A 16,747-nucleotide genomic window follows, 5' to 3' on the forward strand; every position below is an offset into this window, starting at 1 on the left:
TGCCAACGATCGTGGCGGCGCTGCTCTAGCCCTATGCCTCGACGCGCTTGACCGACGACATGCGATTAGACAACCGGACGTTGGTTTGCGAGCTGAACTTGCTCCGCCGCTCAGTCCGCAGCGCTCAGTTTCATCAGCACGAGCCCTGACACGATCATCACCGCAGCACCGATGCGCAGCGGAGTTGCCTGTTCGCCGAGCGCCACGACGCCGAGCGCGAAGGCGCCGACCGCGCCGATGCCGGTCCAGATCGTATAGGCGGTGCCGAGTGGCAGCGAACGCATCGACATGGACAGCAGCGCGAAGCTCGCGATCATTGCGACGATTGTGACGATGCTGGCGTTGAGGCGGGTGAAGCCTTCCGATTGCTTCATCGCGAAAGCCCAGACGATTTCGAGAATGCCCGCGGCGACGAGATAGATCCAGGCCATGTTGTGGCTCCTTTTCAGAAGCCGGGCCGTCCCGACGGTTCTTCCCGAAATGGGGGAGGTCGTCCTCGCGCCATCAGACATGGCAACCCCGCAAGGGCAACGCAAGGGATTGTAATAAAATTACCGAAATTGGCCGGTTGACGAATGTCTCGCTGCAGTGCAGCAGTCACCGCCTATGGCAACCATACCCCCCATCACCCAGAACCCCGATATCCGCTATCTCGGCAAGCTGCTTGGCGACGTCATCCGCGCCTATGGCGGCGAGACACTGTTCCGGCGCACCGAATATATCCGTTCGACCTCGGTCGACCGGCACCGCGGTGTGGCTGGGGCAGACGCGATCGACACGGGGCTCGGCGCACTCAGCCTCGACGAGACGCTGCAGTTCGTGCGCGGGTTCATGCTCTTTTCCATGCTCGCCAATCTGGCCGAGGACCGCCAGGGGATCGCAGCGGAGCCCAGCGCCGAAGTCACCCATGCGCTCGAGCGCTTGAAGGGCAAGGGGATTGATAGCCAGAAAGTGCTCGACCTGCTTGAGCATGCGCTGGTCGCGCCCGTGCTGACCGCGCACCCCACCGAGGTGCGGCGCAAGTCGATGATCGATCACCGCAACCGCATTGCCGACCTGATGCGGCTGCGCGATGCGGGCATCGTAGAAACGCCCGAGGGTGATCTGGTCGATGAGGCGATCCATCGGCAGATCGCGCTGCTCTGGCAGACGCGGACGTTGCGGCGCGAGCGACTCTATGTCGCCGACGAGGTCGAGACAGCGCTGGCCTATCTGCGCGACACCTTCCTCCCCGTGCTGCCCGCGCTCTATGCGCGCTGGGAGCGCGCGCTCGGGCATCGACCGAGGAGCTTTCTGCGTCCGGGGAGCTGGATCGGCGGCGATCGCGACGGCAATCCCTTCGTCACAGCGGACTCGCTTCGGCTCGCGGTGACGCGTTCGTCGGAGACGGTGATCGGCTGGTATCTCGACGCCGTCCACCAGCTTGGCGCCGAGCTTTCGATCTCGACGGAGCTTGCGGATGCCACGCCCGATGTGACAGCGCTGGCAGAGGCGAGCGGCGACACCGCGCCAAGCCGCCAGGACGAACCCTATCGTCGCGCGATCACGGGTATCTATGCGCGGCTTTCGGCGACGCATCTGGCGCTGACGGGCAAGCAGCCGCCGCGACCAGCCGCCATCCCGGCCGAGCCCTATGGCGACCCCGACGCGTTCTGCACGGATCTCAAGGCACTCGCGCATGGCCTTGCGGCCGGACATGGCGTGCTGTCGTCGGGTGGAACGCTGGGGCGGTTGATCCGTGCGGTCGCCACCTTCGGCTTCCACCTCGCGACGCTCGACATGCGCCAGAACAGCGCGGTGCATGAGCGCGTCATCGGCGAACTGCTGCGTGTCGCGGGCGTGGAGGCGGACTATGGCGCCCTCGACGAGGAGGCGCGCGTGGCGCTGCTGCGGCGCGAGCTCGCGACCCCGCGGCCGCTGTCCAGCCCGCATCTGACCTATTCGGAGGAGACCGCGGGCGAACTCGCGATCGTCCGCGCAGCAGCCGGCGCGCATCGCCGCTTCGGGAGCGCGTGCATCCAGAACTACATCGTCTCGATGACCCAGGACGTGTCCGACCTTCTCGAAGTGCATATCCTGCTCAAGGAGGCGGGGCTCTACCGGCCCGGCGAGACGCCGCAAGCCGACATCATGGCGGTGCCGCTGTTCGAGACGATCGGCGACCTCGAGAACGCGCCGGGCGTCATGGCGCGGTGGTTCGCCGACCCCGCGGTCGCCGCAATCGTGCGCGATCGCGGTCATCAGGAAGTGATGATCGGCTATTCGGACTCGAACAAGGACGGCGGCTATCTGACCTCGACATGGAGCCTCGACCGCGCCAGCCGCGCGCTCGCGCCCGTCTTTGCCGAGGCAGGGGTCGCGATGCAGCTGTTTCACGGCCGCGGCGGTGCAGTCGGCCGCGGCGGCGGATCATCCTTCGCCGCGATCCTCGCGCAACCGCGCGGCACGGTGCAGGGGCGCATCCGCATCACCGAACAGGGCGAGGTGATCGCCGCCAAATATGGCACGCGCGAAAGTGCCGCGACCAATCTGGAGGCGATGGCCTCGGCGACGCTGCTTGCCTCGCTCGAGCCCGATCCCATCCCAGCGAAGGACCGCGAGCGTTTTGGCGCGGCGATGGATGCGCTCTCCGCAGACGCGTTCCGTGCCTATCGCGGGCTGGTTTACGAGACCGATGGGTTCCGCACGTTTTTCCGCGAGATGACTCCGATCGCGGAGATCGCGACATTGAAGATCGGTTCACGCCCATCGAGCCGCAAGAAGACCGATGCGATCGAGGATCTGCGCGCGATCCCCTGGGTCTTCTCATGGGCGCAGGCGCGCGTGATGCTGCCCGGCTGGTACGGCGTCGGACAGGCGCTCACGGGCTTCCACGATCAGGGCTTGCTCCGCGAAATGGCCCAGAGCTGGCCTTTCCTGCAGGCGACACTCGCCAATATGGAGATGGTGCTCGCCAAATCCGACATGGGCATCGCCGCGCAATATGCGGGGCTCGTCGATGATCGCGATGCCGCCAAGGCGATCTTCGCGCGAATCCGCGAGGGCTGGACGCTCGCGCATGACGGCCTGCTCGCCGTGACGGGGCAGGAGCGGCTGCTCGAGGACAACCCCGCGCTCGACCAGTCGATCCGGCTGCGGCTTCCCTATATCGAGCCGCTCAACCTGCTCCAGATCGAACTGCTCAAGCGCCACCGCGCGGGCGAGGACGATCCGCGCATCGCCGAGGGCATCCAGCTCTCGATCAACGCGATCGCCACCGCGCTTCGTAACAGCGGCTAGCGAAATCCGCAGGCCGCGCGCGCACTTGCCCCAAACGGCTTGATTTGTGCGTTTCGCTCGGGGATAGGGCGCGCATCAATATGGGAGACGGGTTGATGCCGAAGCTGGTGGTGGTGACGCGCGACGGGACCGAGCATGTGGTCGAGGGTGAAGCGGGCCTTGCGGTCATGGAGGTCATCCGCGACGCCGGTTTCGACGAGCTTCTCGCGCTGTGCGGCGGTTGCTGCTCGTGCGCGACCTGCCATGTCCATATCGACGAGGATTTCGTGGGCAAGGTGCCGCCGATGAGCGAGGACGAGAACGACCTGCTCGACAGTTCGGACCACCGCAACGAATTTTCGCGCCTGTCGTGCCAAATTCCGTTCGACGAAAGCCTCGATGGCCTGAAGGTCCGGATCGCGCAGGAAGATTGAGCGTCTTCTACCTGTCGCCGGCCTGCGCGGAGATGACGGGGAGCTCCGGGCCCAGGGCAGGACGCTTTAAAACTGATCCATATCTGTGCCCCGGGCTTGACCCGGAGCCCATGTTGGAAGCGATGGATCGCCCGGACAGATGGGCTCCTGCTTTCGCAGGAGCACTGCATCGGATTTAGCGCGCCAGCTTGAGTACCGCGGTCGGCGCGGCCTTGCTGAGCGGGTTCGCCTTCCAGGTGATCGTCTTGCGACCGTTGACGGTCTGGACGCCGTCCTCGTTGTTCTGGCTGACGATCTCGGCATCGGTATCGAGCGTGAAGGTGCCGTCGAGCAGCTTCGCGGCCTCGCTGCGTCCGGGCGTCTGGTCCCCCGACGATTCGTTGCCGAAGGCGGGGGCCTTCAGCCGCACCGTGCCGTTCTTGCGCAGCTCGATCGCGATGAAGGGAAACACCACTTCGGCGTCGATATTGTAGGGATAGATGAAATTGTGGGTGAGCGTGCCGCTGACCTGATAGTCGATCAGATACTTGCCCTCGCCCAGATACTGGACCGAGCGATAGCCCGCCTCCTTCGAGAGCGCCTCTGCAACCGCGCGGCGCTTGCGCTCCTTGTCCGCGTCGGTCTCGGCGCTGTCCTTGCCATCGTCCTGCAATGCGGTCGGCGTGAACAGGGTGTCGTCCTCGCTGGCGGGGGCGTCGCTCTCGTCCTCGCCATCCTTGGCCCCGTCCTTGAGCGCCTTGCCCATCTCGTCGCTCGGATCGAAGGCGATCACCTCGCCCTTGTAGGCGAAGGTGAAGCTCCGATCGGCATTGATGCTGAGGTTCGACGTGAACTTGCCCGGCGTGAGCAGGCAGCCCGTCAGCAGCAGGGGCACAAGCATGGCCAGCGCCAGCCGTCCGACACGGTGATACATGAACTCAGCCCCCCACTGGCTGCCGGGTGGTCGCTGCGTACAATGCGATCGCCGCGGCATTGGATACGTTCAGGCTCTCCACCTTAGGACTGATCGGCAGCTTGGCAAGCTCGTCGCAATGCGCCGCGCTGTTGTGCCGCAGCCCTTCGCCCTCGGCGCCCAGCACGAGCGCGACCTTGGCGGTCCCCATCGCTTCGCCCAGCGTGCGCGTCGCCGCACCCGTGAGGCCGATGCGCCAGAAGCCGGCTTCCGCGATCTCGTCGAGCGCGCGCGCGAGGTTGACGACGCGTACCCAGGGCACGAGCTCGAGCGCACCCGAGGCTGCCCGCGCGACGGTGCCCGATTCGGGCGGCGCATGCCGGTCCTGCGTGACGATGCCGAGCGCGTCGAACGCCGCTGCCGAACGCAGGATCGCGCCGACATTGTGCGGATCGGTCACCTGGTCGAGCACGATGAGCGGGCGATGTTCCTCGGCGCCGCGTTCGAGCAGCTCGCCCAGCCAGACCTCCTCGAGCGGATCGACTTCCGCCACCAGCCCCTGATGCGGCGCATCAGCGGGCACCAGCCGGCCGAGATCGGCGGCATCGCAATAGGTGACGGGGAGCACCGGGGGCAGGTCGAGCCTTGTCAAAGCCTCCCGCGTTCCCCAGATTTTACGGACGGTGCGTTCGGGATTGGCGAGCGCGGCGAGCACGGCGTGGCGGCCCCAGAAACGGGGTTTGCCGTGCGCCTGTTGCGATGGTCGATGGCCTCTTTTCATAATCTGCGCGCTTTTGCGCGTCGAGGCGTTGACAGGCAAGCGCCCATTCGCCATTGGAGCCGCCTTCCTGATGACAGGCACCCTGGACAGGTGGCCGAGTGGTTAAAGGCAGCAGACTGTAAATCTGCCCGCGTGAGCGTACGCTGGTTCGAATCCAGCCCTGTCCACCAACAGCTTTCAAGCTGTTCTCATGACAATCTCACCGTTGCGTTGGGGCATGGCGATGCGCCCGCGGTGCGTGCAATTCTTCGCCAGGCGCGAGGCACGATGCGCCGCGTCGCACTTGAATCCCGGGCTTTTGGGGACTCGCCACAGGTCGACCGCCGCCATCTGCAGCAACGCGGGCGCCGGCAGGAGTTCGCTTCTCTAGATCAGCGGCCCGTGGTTCATCCGGGGCAGCACGTGGCGCGCGAAGAGATCGGCCTCGGCGGCATGGGGGTAGCCCGACAGGATGAACGCCTCGATGCCCATCGCCTGATAGGCCTTGAGCTTGGCGAGTACCTGATCGGGGTCGCCGACGATCGCGGCACCACAGCCCGAGCGCGCGCGGCCGATACCGGTCCAGAGATGCGGCTCGGCATAGCCGTCGTCAGCTGCGCCCTCGCGCAATGCGGCCTGCGCCGCGACGCCCGCCGACTTCGAATCGAGCGACTGCGCGCGGATGGCGGCGCCCGTCGCCGCGTCCAGCTTCGAAAGCAGGCGGTCGGTCGCAATGCGTGCCTCGGCCTCGGTCTCGCGCACGACGACATGGGCGCGGTAGCCGAAACGCAATGTGCGGCCGTGCTTTGCAGCGCGTGCGCGCATGTCGGCGATGATCGCCTTCACGGCCTCTTCCTTGTCGGGCCACATCAGATAGACGTCGCACCCCTTGGCCGCGGCCTCGCGCGCGTCTTCGGAGAGCCCGCCGAAATAGAGCAGGGGCGCCTTGCCCGAGACCGTCCGGATGCGCGGCGGATCGAGCTTGAGCTTCCAGAATTCGCCGTCGTGATCGAGCGCCTCACCGTTGAGCAGCGTCTTGAGGATGTGCATCGCCTCGACGGTGCGGGCGTAGCGCGGTCCCGAGGCGAGCGTTTCACCCGGCAGGTCCGAGGATATGATGTTGACCGTCAACCGCCCTCCAAGCATCTGGTCGATCGTTGCGATCTGGCGCGCAAGCTGCGGTGGCCAGGATTCGCCGATCCGCACCGCCATCAGCAGCCGCATCCGCCTGAGCATGGGCGCGATGCCCGCAGCAAAAGCGGTGGTGTCGACGCCCAGCGCATAGCCCGAGGGGAGCAGGATGTTGTCGAAGCCGCCGCTTTCCGCGGACATCACGATGTCGCGACAATGCTCCCAGCTCGAGCGGAGCAACGGGTCGGGCACGCCGAGGAATTCATAATCGTCGTCGCACAGCGCCGAAAACCAGCTGACTTCGCATGAGCCCGTCATGGCAGTCTCTCCCCCATCGATGCCTGCAGCACCGCATACCATTCGGCGCGGGTCCACCGCGGCGCGAGCGCGCCCGCGGCTTCGCGGATGCGTTCGGGTTGCTGGGATCCGACGATCGGGATTGGCCGGGTGGGATGCGCCATGATCCAGCTATAGGCGGCCGCCGTGCGCGAAACCCCGTGCTCATGCGCCTTGGCGTCGAGCAGCGCCACGACGGCGTGCTCTGCCTGCGTCACCGGGCTGGCGATGCGGCCGCCGCCGAGCGGCGACCAGGCGAGCACCGCCATGTCTTTGACGATCGCCTGGTCCATCAGGCCATTGGTGAGCGGCGCCAGCATCAACGGCGAAAATTCGGGCTGGTGGCTGACGATCGGCTGATCGCAGAAATGCTGGAGCATTGTGGCCTGGCTGGGCGTGAAATTGGAGACACCGAAGGCGCGGACCTTGCCACTGGCGTGCGCAGCGTCGAACGCGCGCGCAATTTCCTGAGGATGCGTCAGGATGTCGGGCCGGTGGATTTGCCACAGGTCGATCTGTTCGACGCCCAGTCGCTTCAGCGATGCGTCGATCGCCGATTCGAGATAAGCCGCGCTCGAATCATAGGGGGTGCCGAGCACGATGCCGCCCTTGGTCGCGAGCACCATGCGGTCACGCAGCCCCGATGCCTCAGCGAAGACGCGCCCGAGCAATGCCTCCGCCGAACCGAAGGGCTCGCCATTGTCGGGCCCGTAGATGTCGGCGGTGTCGAACAGGGTTATTCCCGCCTCGAACGCGGCTTCCACGCGCGTTCGCGCAGCAGCGACATCGTCGCCTCGGAAGCGCCACATGCCCCATGCGAGCGGGCTGATGGTCAATCCGCTCTTGCCGAGCGGTCTTGAATCGGGTGAGAAAGCAAGCTCAGACATCGATATCATACTAAGCAAGGAAATCGCCGATGGGAAACCCCGTTCGTTACGGTCTGGTCGGAAGCGGGATGATGGGCGTCGAGCACATCAACAATCTTGCGATCACACCGGGCGCGGAGGTTGTCGCGCTGGCGGATCCCGTCGACAGCTCGCTGGGCTGGGCGAAGTCGGCGCTGGGCGACCGCGCTGAAGGTGTGAAGGCCTATCGGACCAGCGCCGAGCTAGCGGCCGCGGGCGACATCGATGCGGTGATCGTCGCGAGCCCCAATTACACGCACCGCGATGTGCTTGAACCGCTGTTCGACGCGGGATTGCACATATTGTGCGAGAAGCCGCTCGCGACGACGATCGACGATGCGCGCTGGATCGTCGATCGCGCGGCGACAAGTGACAGGGTATTCTGGACCGCGATGGAATATCGCTACATGCCGCCGGCGGCGGCGTTCATCGAACAGGTGCACGCCGGGCGTACGGGCACGCTGCGCATGCTCTCGATCCGCGAGCATCGTTTCCCCTTCCTCGAAAAGGTGGGCGACTGGAATCGGTTCAGCCGCAATACCGGCGGCACGATGGTCGAGAAATGCTGTCACTTCTTCGATCTGATGCGGCTGATCGTCCGATCCGAGCCGGTGCGCGTCTATTGCTCGGGCGCGATGGACGTGAACCATCTGGACGAGCTCTATGACGGCGAGCAGCCCGATATCATCGACAACAGCTACACCACCGTCGATTTCGCCAATGGCGTGCGCGCGATGCTCGATCTCTCGATGTTCGCCGATGGCGCGGAGAATCAGGAGGAAATCGCGGCGGTGGGCGATGAGGCGCGGCTCGAGGTGTTCATTCCGGAGGGCACGATCGTCCATTCGCCGCGCACCGGGTTCGGCAATCCCAAGCGGCCCGAGCGTACGCATGTCGCGGTCGACGCGGTGGCGCTTGCGGCCGGAAGTCACCATGGCTCGACCTACTACGAGCATCAGCGCTTCATCGCGGCGGTGCGCGGCGAGGGACGGGTGGAGGTGACCGCCGAGGACGGGCTGCGCGCTGTCGCGATCGGCGCGGCGGCTGAACTGAGCGCGCGCGAGAAACGTGTGGTGGAAATGGCCGAGTTCGGATTCTGAGCGCCGACAGGCGCTGCTTTGCGGGGTAATGCGGATAGGATATCGATATCTCATGATGCGCGGGGTAAAGTTTTTCTGAACTTGGCAAGCTGATAAATAACTCTATTAAAAAAGTAGAGATTTCATGGGGAGGCTTGGATGAGACGATTTCTGACAGGTGCAAGCGCTGGAACGCTGCTGCTCGCGATGGCGCAGACCGCGCATGCGCAGGATGCCGGGCCCGCGACGACCACGGCTGATTCGGGCGATATCGTTGTCACCGCGCAGAAGCGCGAGGAGAACCTCCAGAACGTGCCCGCCGCGATTAGCGTGGTCAGCGCCGAGCAGCTCGAGCAGCGCGGCATCATCAACATCCAGTCGCTCCAGCAACTCGTCCCCAGCCTCAACTTCAAGGACAGCGCCACCACGCTCGATTCCTCGGTGTTCCTCCGCGGCGTCGGCACGATCAACTTCTCGATCGCGGCCGAACCCAGCGTCGGCTTCGTGGTCGATGGCGTCACGTATGCGCGTTCGGGCGAGGCGTTCGGCGATCTGTACGACATCGAACGCGTCGAGGTGCTGCGCGGGCCGCAGGGCACGCTGTTCGGCAAGAACGCGTCGGCGGGCGTCATCAGCGTCGTCACCCGCCGCCCCGGCGACGAGTTCGGCGGCTTTGTCGAGGCGCAGGCGACCACGGACGAGGAATACAAGCTGCGTGCTGCGATCGATATTCCGATCGGCGAAGGCATCACCAGCCGCTTCACCGGCAATTATGGCTGGTTTGACGGAACCGTCCGCAACATCACGCTCGACCGCACCGTCAACGGCTATGAACGCTGGGGCGTGCGCGGGATGATCGTCGCGGAGGCGACGCCGGGCCTGACCTTCACGCTGATCGGCGACTATCGCAAGCAGAACAGCGACTGCTGCGCCGAGGTGATCGGCACCGCGCCCGCGGGCGCGCTCGCGGGATCGCTGATCGGTGTCGATCTGAAGGGCGACGGGACGCGCGAGATCCGTCAGAACACGCTGACCCGCACCAAGGAGAAGAGCTGGGGCGTGTCGCTTCAGGCCGACCTCGATGTCGGCGCCGCGGGCACGATCACCTCGATCACCGCCTATCGCAAGTATCGTAACTTCGGCATCCGCGACGGCGACTTCATCGACACAGTGTACGCCATCGCGGGCGGGCACCAGCTCGACGATTTCGGCCCGCAACCCTCCAAGACCTTCACGCAGGAAATCCGGCTGGCATCGCCCGGCAACCAGACGCTCGAATATGTCGTGGGGGCCTTCTACTATAATGCCAAGCAGCAGCGCACCTTCCAGCGCGACGACATCGTCTGCTCGGCGACGACGCTGCCCCCGGTCTCGCCCGGACTCGCCCCCTGCGCGCCCGGCTCGTCGACGCTGCGCTTCCCGAGCGCGGTGGGCACCTTCGGCTCGACGATCGAGAACTTCGCGATCTTCGGCAACCTGACCGTCAATGTGAACGACTGGCTGCGGCTGATCGCGGGCGGGCGCTACACGCATGACAATGTCGATGCGTTCAACCAGCGCATCCCCGCCACCAATGGCGGCGGCCCCGGCCTGCTCAATGTCGGCGCGAACTATGATCTGTCGACCAGCAATGACGATTTCTCGGGTCGTGTCGGTGTGCAGGCCGACGTCACCGACGGGCTGATGGCCTATGCTACCTACAGCCAAGGATACAAAGGGCCGGCCTTCAACGTGTTCTTCAACCAGAATGACGGCCAGCTCGACCCGATCGCGGCGGAGACCGCCGACGCCTATGAAATCGGCACCAAGTTCAAGACCGACGATGGCAGCCTGACGCTCAACACGGCGTTGTTCTATGCCAAGTACGACAATTTCCAGGCCAACAGCTTCGTCAATCTGGCGGGATCGGTGATCACGCAGCTCACCAATGCGGGCTCGGTCTCGACCAAGGGGGTCGAGCTCGAAGCCCTTGTCCGTCCGGCGCGCAACTTCACCTTCAATGCGGGCCTGTCCTACACCGACGCGCAGATCGACAGGTTCAACCTGCCCCCCAATGCGCCGCCGGGCAGCAGCACGCGGCGTGGCGAGCAGCTGCCACTGGCTCCGAGTTGGAAGGGCAATGTCGGCGCGCTGTGGAAGATCGAGACCGGCGGTTTCGCCAATGTCGAGGTCGGCGGGCAGGTGGCGCTGACCAGCGATCAGGTCTCCTCGCTCGAGGCCAATCCGGTCACGCGGCGCGGGATCACGATCGATGGCTATGTCGTCGTCGATGCCAATATCGCGCTGGTCGATCCCGACGGCGTGTGGCGCGTGAATTTCATCGGGCGTAACCTGACCGACCAGAGCTATGCCACGCTCATCACCCCGGGCGGCCCGGGCGGCAGCTTCCGCTATCTGCTGCCAAGGGACGTGGATCGCTATTTCGGCGTGAATGTGCGCTTCAACTACTGAGCGAAAGAGGAACACCGCATATGCCGTTCGAGGATCAGGCCCGGCAGTTCGCCGAGCAGGGCTATGCGGTGTTCCCCGGCGCGCTTGCGGGCGCGGCACTCGAGTTGCTCCGCGAGGAATGCGATGCATTTGTCGCACGGGAGGACGCGCGGATGGATGCGCTGGGCGTCGACACGCTCGGCATCAGCCATCGCGGCAAGCGCTATTTCGCCAATGAGTGCCAGCGCGTCGCGCCGCAGCTCCGCAGCGTCCTCTTCAGCCCGGTGATGGCGAACATCTGCCGTGCAACGCTGGGCGAGGATGCCTATTTCTTCTTCGATCAATATGTCGTGAAGGGGCCCGAGGGCGGCTTGCCCTTCTCGTGGCATCAGGACTCGGGCTATGTCATCGGCAATGGGGGTCCTGCCGATCATGCGCCCTATCTCACCTGCTGGTGTCCGCTCGACGATGCGACCGAGCAGAACGGCACCGTGCGCCTGATCCCCGGCAGCCATCGGAACGGTATCCTGCCGCACGATCGCCAGCCGGGTACCAACGACCTGGTGGGTGCGCCTGCCGAAACCGAGGGCCGTATCGTCGAGGCGAAAGCAGGCGACGTCGTCGCCTTTTCGAGCCTGACGCTGCACGCGACCGGCGCGAACAGATCGGACCGGCCGCGCCGCGTCTATCTCGCGCAATATACGCCCGAGGCGATGCTCGATCCCGGCACCCGTCATCTGCGTCGCAACGCGATCCCGATCGTCCGGCGCGGCGAACAGGTTACGACGGGCTGATCGCCGGGTGATCCTGTCTGCCCGCCGCCGCAATATCCTGTTCGCGCTCGCACTGACCGCGACGATCCTCAACCTCGTCGACCGCCAGATCATCTCGGTGCTCAAGCCTACGATCGCGGCCGATCTGGGCTGGAGCGACGACGATTATGGATCGCTCGCGGCGTGGTTTCAGGGTTCGGCCGCGGTCGCCTTCCTCTTCACCGGCTGGTTCGTCGACCGGCTCGGCGTCAAATGGGCAAACCCCGTCGGCGTGGCGCTGTGGAGCCTCGCGGCGATGGCCCACGCGGTGGCGCGCGGCTTCGGCCAGTTCGTCTTCTGTCGCGTCGCGCTCGGCGCCACCGAGGCAATGGGTACGCCCGCCGCGATCAAGACCATCGCCGCGATCTTCCCGCCCGAAAAACGCGCCTCGGGCTACGGTCTGCTCAATGCTATCGGCAGCGTTGGCGCGATCGTAACGCCGCTGCTGATCCCGCTTGTCGCGGCGCTATGGGGGTGGCGTGCGGCCTTTGTGGTGGGCGGTGCGCTCGGGCTCGTCTGGGCGGCGCTGTGGCTGCTCGCGACGCGCGGGATCCATTTTGGCGGCGACCATGATGCGCCCGGCGACAAACCCGCGACCCGCGTGGGCGACAGCATTCTCGTCGAACGCCGGAGCTGGGCGATTGCGGCAGCCAAGTTCCTGTCGGATGCGACCTGGTGGCTCATGCTGTTCTGGATGCCCGACTTCTTCCACCGGAGTTTCGGGCTCGAAGGCGTGGCGCTCGGCCCGCCGCTTGCGATCGCTTACACCTGCGCCGCGTTGGGCGCACTGCTGGCGGGCACGATCACCACGCGCCTGATCGCGCGCGGCGCTGACCTCGCCCGGGTACGCAAGGGCGCACTGCTCGTTGCGGCGCTCTTCGCGACGCCGCTGCCCTTCGCCGATCTCGCGCATGACTACTGGCTGGCGGTCGCGCTGCTCGGGCTCGTGATGGCGGCGCATCAGGCCTTTTCGTCGAGCCTGTTCACGCTGATCGCCGACGTATCGCCGCCCGAGAAGGTCGGGCGCGTCACCGCCTTCGGCGCGTTCGCGGGCAATATCGGCGGGATGGTGATCGCGAAGGTTGCCGGGCTCGTTCTGGCGGCGGGGCTGGGCTATCTGCCGCTCTTTCTCTTTGCGGGCTTCTCGTACCTGATGGCCGTTGGAGCCATCCAGCTTCTGCTGCCGCATCTGCCGCTGGAGGGCATTGGCCGGGCATCCTCGCCGGTGGCCGCGCACTAATTCCTGTGGTCGCCCGGCGGCGCGGTCGATTGCCGGATGACGAGCTCGTGCTCGATCCGCCGGCGTTCGGGGCCGTCCTCGGGGTCCTCCGAAAGCAGCACGTCGGCCGCCGCATAGCCGATGTCGCGAAAGGGCTGGTGGATCGTGGTCAGCGGCGGCCACACGCTGCGCGCGAGCTCGGTATCGTCAAAGCCCGCGATCGAGATGTCCTCGGGCACGCGCATGCCGCGGCGAAGCACGGTGGCCAGCACGCCGGCCGCCATGTCATCGCTGCTCGCGAAGATCGCGCTGGGCGGGTTCCCGAGCGCGAACAGCGCTTCGGCGGCGTCGATGCCCGACTGCACGCTGAACTGGCCCTGGCGGACAAGGCCGGGATCGAAAGCGATGCCCGCACGGCGCAGCGCCTCGCGATAGCCTCTGAGCCGCTGGCTGCTGGTGATGTAGCCGGGGTGACCGACAACGAACCCGATGCGGCGGTGACCGAGGTCCAGCAGATGGCTCGTCATCTCGTCGGCGGCCGCGACATTGTCGATATGGACCGACGGCGTCGCCATCACGTCGGTGCCCGGCGCGATGCGGACATGCCGGATGCCGCGGCGAGCCAGCTCCTCGAGCACGGGCAGGGCGTCGGTCACCGGCGGCGTCAGGATCAGGCCATCGAGATGCGTCTGATCGATCAGGCTGCCGAGATCGTCGACAAGACCCGGCGAGAGCACGCTGCACGGCTGGACGAGCATCCGGTAGCCGCGCTCGGCACAGCAGGCACGCACGCCCTCCTGCACATTATAGACGAAATAGGGATTGGGATTGTCGTAGATCAGCGCGATCTGGAACGAGCGTTGCTGGCGCAACGTCCGGGCAACGAGGCTGGGACGGTAGTTGAGCCGCGCGATTGCGCCCTCGACGCGCCCGCGCAGATCCGCGCTGACGTATTTTTCGTCGTTGAGGACGCGGGAAACCGTCTTGACCGAAACCCCCGCCGCTTCAGCCACATCCTTGATCGTGTTCTTCATTTCGTCGATCTATGCCGCCTTCCTGCGCACTCGTAAGCGATGGGCGCCACGATGCCAATCACTGCTTGCCGGCGAAAATGAGCGGCCGCGTGCCGGGGGGCAGCGCGCGCGTTTCTATAATGACTGTGCCGTCCATCAGTCAGCACAGGATTTTCATGCGCAATCACTTTTTCACAGGGCTCGCCGCCTTGGCCACTCTCATATTGCCCACGTCGCCGGTGCTCGCCGAGGAGACGCCACCGGCCTTCACCGTGTCGGGCGCAGCAACGCTGATCAGCGACTATCGTTTTCGCGGCGTCTCGCTGACCGAGAACGATCCTGCGGTGCAGGCGACGATCAACGTCGCGCACGAGAGCGGAATCTATGTCGGAACCTGGGCATCGTCGCTCGACATGGGTGATCTCTACGGCCCTACCGAGGTGGACTTCTATGCGGGTTGGGCGGGCGATATCGCTGCCGGAACGGGGCTCGATGTCTCGCTGGCCTACTACACCTATCCCGGCGGCGACGGCCGGCTCGGCGATGCCGAGTATTTCGAAACGATCGGCAAGCTCAACCACCAGATCGGCCCGGTCAAGACGACGCTGGGTGCGGGTTACAGCTGGGACCAGGCTTCGCTCGGCGGCGACCATTTCTATCTGTTCAGCGATGCTGCGCTGCCCGTCACGGGCACACCGCTCACGCTCAAGGGGCATTTCGGGCGCAGCAAGGGCGCGATGGCGCCAGGGGAGGGAGATTATCTCGACTGGTCGGTCGGCGCTGATGCCACGTTTGGCGCGGTGACGCTGGGCCTTGCCTATGTCGACACCGACCTTGGCAGCGCGAAGGCGGTCGATGCGGCGGCGTTGTTCTCGGTCAGCGCAGCGTTCTGAATCCGGGGGGAGAAAACATGGTGCATAATATTCTCAGCCGCATGAACATTGCGGGGAAACTCATGACCGTGGCCGGGGTCGCGATCGGCCTGCTGCTGTTCGTCGGCTTTTCGGTGGTCGTGTTGCAGACCGGCTCGGTGGTCGGCGCACTGTCCGATGACTCGGCGATCGCGCAGGCCGATGCGCAGGGCAATCAGGTAAAGGCCGATATCGCGACCTTCGAGGGCACCGCGCGCGACCTCGCCTCGACGCTTGGCAAGATGCATGCGGTGGGCGTGCGCGATCGCGGGGTCGCGCTTGCGGTGCTCAAGACCGATCTTCTCGAAACGAAGATGGCGCTCGGCGCCTGGATAATGATCGAGCCCGATCAGTGGGATGGCCCTGATGTCGACAAGATCGGCGCCCCCGGCAGTACCCGCGAGGGCAAGTTCACACCTTATTGGGTGAAGAGCAACGGCAAGCTGACCCAGGCGCCCAACGATGCGGACGACGCCTATCAACAGGGCTATTACCGCCGCGCGTTCGACAGCGGCAAGGGCGCGATCATCGACCCCTATAGCTATGAACTTGACGGCAAGGCGCTGCTGATGACCTCGCTGACGCATCCGGTCCGCACGGGCGGCCGCGTGATTGGCGTCGCGGGCGTCGATATGGAGCTGAGCGGCATTTCGGAGCGGCTCAACAAGCTGCGCCCCTTTGGCGACGGCCGCGTCATGCTGCTGTCTTCGGCTGCGACCTGGGTATCGCATTCGAATCCCGAACTGCTGACCAAATCCTATGCGGATGGCGGCCTCGACTTGGTGAAGGCGGCGCTCGCGAGCGGCGAAACGCGCGTTATTCCCGACCTCGAGATCGATGGCGTCACAACGCGCCGCATCATCCGGCCGATCGTGCTTCCAGAGCTCAACGCGACCTGGGCGCTCGTGCTCGACGTGCCCGAAGCCACGATGTCGGCGCCCGCGCGCTCGATGGGCTGGCAGCTCGTGCTCGGCGGCCTGCTGATCGTCGGTGCGGTGCTGGCGGCGTTGTTCCATGCGGCGCGCGCGATCATCGGCACGCCGATGACGAGGCTGAGCAGCAGCGTCGACCGGCTCGCGCGTGGCGAGGACGTGGCGATCCCCGAACTCGACCGCGAGGACGAGATCGGCACGCTGGCGCGCGCGGCGGAGGTGTTCCGGCAGGCCGCGGAAGATCGCGCCGAGGCGGACAAGCGCTCGGCCGAGGAGCAGCGGATTGTGACGAGCGCGGTCGGGTCGGGGCTTCACGCGCTGACCAATGGCGACCTGACGGCGGAGATCGACGTCGAATTCCCCTCGGGCTACGCCTCGCTCAAGACCAACTTCAACGAGGCGATCGAGGGGCTCCGCCAGATGATCTCGAGCGTGACCGAAAGCGCGCGTGGCATCCGCACGGGCTCGCAGGAGATCGCGCAGGCCTCGGAGGATCTCGCGCGCCGCACCGAGGGCAATGCCGCAAGCCTCGAGGAGACCTCGGCGGCGCTCGTCCAAATCGACGAGCGGCTCAAGGCTTCGGCAAGTGCGGCGACGACGACCGTCGAACGCGCCGACGGGGCGCTGGCGACCGT

The 16,747-nt window shown here is 65.7% G+C and carries 14 protein-coding genes and 1 tRNA gene; 9 read left to right on the forward strand and 6 right to left on the reverse strand.

Features of this window, described 5'->3' with window-relative positions; genetic code table 11:
- Nucleotides 1-110 precede the first annotated feature (110 nt).
- The gene (locus AC3WJD_RS20270; protein WP_492748567.1) at nucleotides 111-431 is read right to left on the reverse strand and encodes a DMT family transporter; all 321 of its coding nucleotides are present in this window, start codon (nucleotides 429-431) and stop codon (nucleotides 111-113) included.
- A 175-nt stretch (nucleotides 432-606) separates the two neighbouring features.
- On the opposite strand from AC3WJD_RS20270, the gene ppc reads away from it, so the two are divergent.
- Together ppc and AC3WJD_RS20280 are read left to right on the forward strand one after the other, a co-directional pair.
- Nucleotides 607-3,279 carry a phosphoenolpyruvate carboxylase gene (gene ppc / locus AC3WJD_RS20275; RefSeq protein WP_492748568.1) on the forward strand — a complete coding sequence of 891 codons (2,673 nt, stop codon included), beginning with the start codon at nucleotides 607-609 and terminating at the stop codon, nucleotides 3,277-3,279.
- 95 nt (nucleotides 3,280-3,374) lie between these two features.
- Nucleotides 3,375-3,692: a 2Fe-2S iron-sulfur cluster-binding protein gene (locus tag AC3WJD_RS20280; RefSeq protein ID WP_492748569.1), complete on the forward strand. Its 318-nt coding sequence runs from the start codon at nucleotides 3,375-3,377 to the stop codon at nucleotides 3,690-3,692.
- 175 nt (nucleotides 3,693-3,867) lie between these two features.
- Here AC3WJD_RS20280 and AC3WJD_RS20285 read toward each other — a convergent pair whose 3' ends face one another.
- Both AC3WJD_RS20285 and rlmB read right to left on the reverse strand, forming a co-directional pair.
- Nucleotides 3,868-4,605 (reverse strand): hypothetical protein, encoded by a 738-nt coding sequence (locus tag AC3WJD_RS20285; RefSeq protein WP_492748570.1) that lies wholly within the window; start codon nucleotides 4,603-4,605, stop codon nucleotides 3,868-3,870.
- A 4-nt stretch (nucleotides 4,606-4,609) separates the two neighbouring features.
- Entirely contained in the window at nucleotides 4,610-5,365 is a 756-nt protein-coding gene (rlmB, locus tag AC3WJD_RS20290; RefSeq protein WP_492748571.1) for a 23S rRNA (guanosine(2251)-2'-O)-methyltransferase RlmB, read from the reverse strand.
- Between the two features lie 84 nt (nucleotides 5,366-5,449).
- Here rlmB and AC3WJD_RS20295 point away from each other — a divergent pair.
- A tRNA-Tyr gene (locus AC3WJD_RS20295) sits at nucleotides 5,450-5,535 on the forward strand.
- Nucleotides 5,536-5,731: 196 nt separating this feature from the next.
- Here the strand turns inward: AC3WJD_RS20295 and AC3WJD_RS20300 are convergent.
- Both AC3WJD_RS20300 and AC3WJD_RS20305 read right to left on the reverse strand, forming a co-directional pair.
- Nucleotides 5,732-6,793 (reverse strand): LLM class flavin-dependent oxidoreductase, encoded by a 1,062-nt coding sequence (locus tag AC3WJD_RS20300; protein ID WP_492748572.1) that lies wholly within the window; start codon nucleotides 6,791-6,793, stop codon nucleotides 5,732-5,734.
- Nucleotides 6,790-7,698 (reverse strand): aldo/keto reductase, encoded by a 909-nt coding sequence (locus tag AC3WJD_RS20305; protein WP_492748573.1) that lies wholly within the window; start codon nucleotides 7,696-7,698, stop codon nucleotides 6,790-6,792. The genes AC3WJD_RS20300 and AC3WJD_RS20305 overlap by 4 nt, the downstream gene beginning before the upstream one ends.
- A gap of 29 nt (nucleotides 7,699-7,727) precedes the next feature.
- Between AC3WJD_RS20305 and AC3WJD_RS20310 the strand changes: the two genes are divergently transcribed.
- The 4 genes from AC3WJD_RS20310 to AC3WJD_RS20325 all read left to right on the forward strand — a co-directional run bounded on the left by AC3WJD_RS20310 (nucleotide 7,728) and on the right by AC3WJD_RS20325 (nucleotide 13,277).
- Nucleotides 7,728-8,816: a Gfo/Idh/MocA family protein gene (locus AC3WJD_RS20310; protein WP_492748574.1), complete on the forward strand. Its 1,089-nt coding sequence runs from the start codon at nucleotides 7,728-7,730 to the stop codon at nucleotides 8,814-8,816.
- A 138-nt stretch (nucleotides 8,817-8,954) separates the two neighbouring features.
- Nucleotides 8,955-11,246, forward strand: a complete 2,292-nt coding sequence (locus tag AC3WJD_RS20315) for a TonB-dependent receptor (protein ID WP_492748575.1) — start codon at nucleotides 8,955-8,957, stop codon at nucleotides 11,244-11,246.
- 20 nt (nucleotides 11,247-11,266) lie between these two features.
- A complete protein-coding gene (locus AC3WJD_RS20320; protein ID WP_492748576.1) occupies nucleotides 11,267-12,019 on the forward strand; it encodes a phytanoyl-CoA dioxygenase family protein in 753 nt (250 codons plus the stop codon).
- A 7-nt stretch (nucleotides 12,020-12,026) separates the two neighbouring features.
- Nucleotides 12,027-13,277: an MFS transporter gene (locus AC3WJD_RS20325; RefSeq protein WP_492748577.1), complete on the forward strand. Its 1,251-nt coding sequence runs from the start codon at nucleotides 12,027-12,029 to the stop codon at nucleotides 13,275-13,277.
- On the opposite strand, the gene AC3WJD_RS20330 is transcribed toward AC3WJD_RS20325, so the two are convergent.
- Nucleotides 13,274-14,290: a LacI family DNA-binding transcriptional regulator gene (locus AC3WJD_RS20330; RefSeq protein ID WP_492748579.1), complete on the reverse strand. Its 1,017-nt coding sequence runs from the start codon at nucleotides 14,288-14,290 to the stop codon at nucleotides 13,274-13,276. The genes AC3WJD_RS20325 and AC3WJD_RS20330 overlap by 4 nt on opposite strands.
- A 155-nt stretch (nucleotides 14,291-14,445) precedes the next feature.
- On the opposite strand from AC3WJD_RS20330, the gene AC3WJD_RS20335 reads away from it, so the two are divergent.
- Together AC3WJD_RS20335 and AC3WJD_RS20340 are read left to right on the forward strand one after the other, a co-directional pair.
- On the forward strand, nucleotides 14,446-15,162 hold the full coding sequence (locus AC3WJD_RS20335) for a TorF family putative porin (RefSeq protein WP_492748580.1): 717 nt from the start codon (nucleotides 14,446-14,448) through the stop codon (nucleotides 15,160-15,162).
- Between the two features lie 17 nt (nucleotides 15,163-15,179).
- A partial coding sequence (locus AC3WJD_RS20340; protein WP_492748581.1) for a methyl-accepting chemotaxis protein occupies nucleotides 15,180-16,747 on the forward strand: 1,568 nt, incomplete at its 3' end.

Source organism: Sphingobium sp. FW306-1B-F04DB (assembly GCF_058781925.1).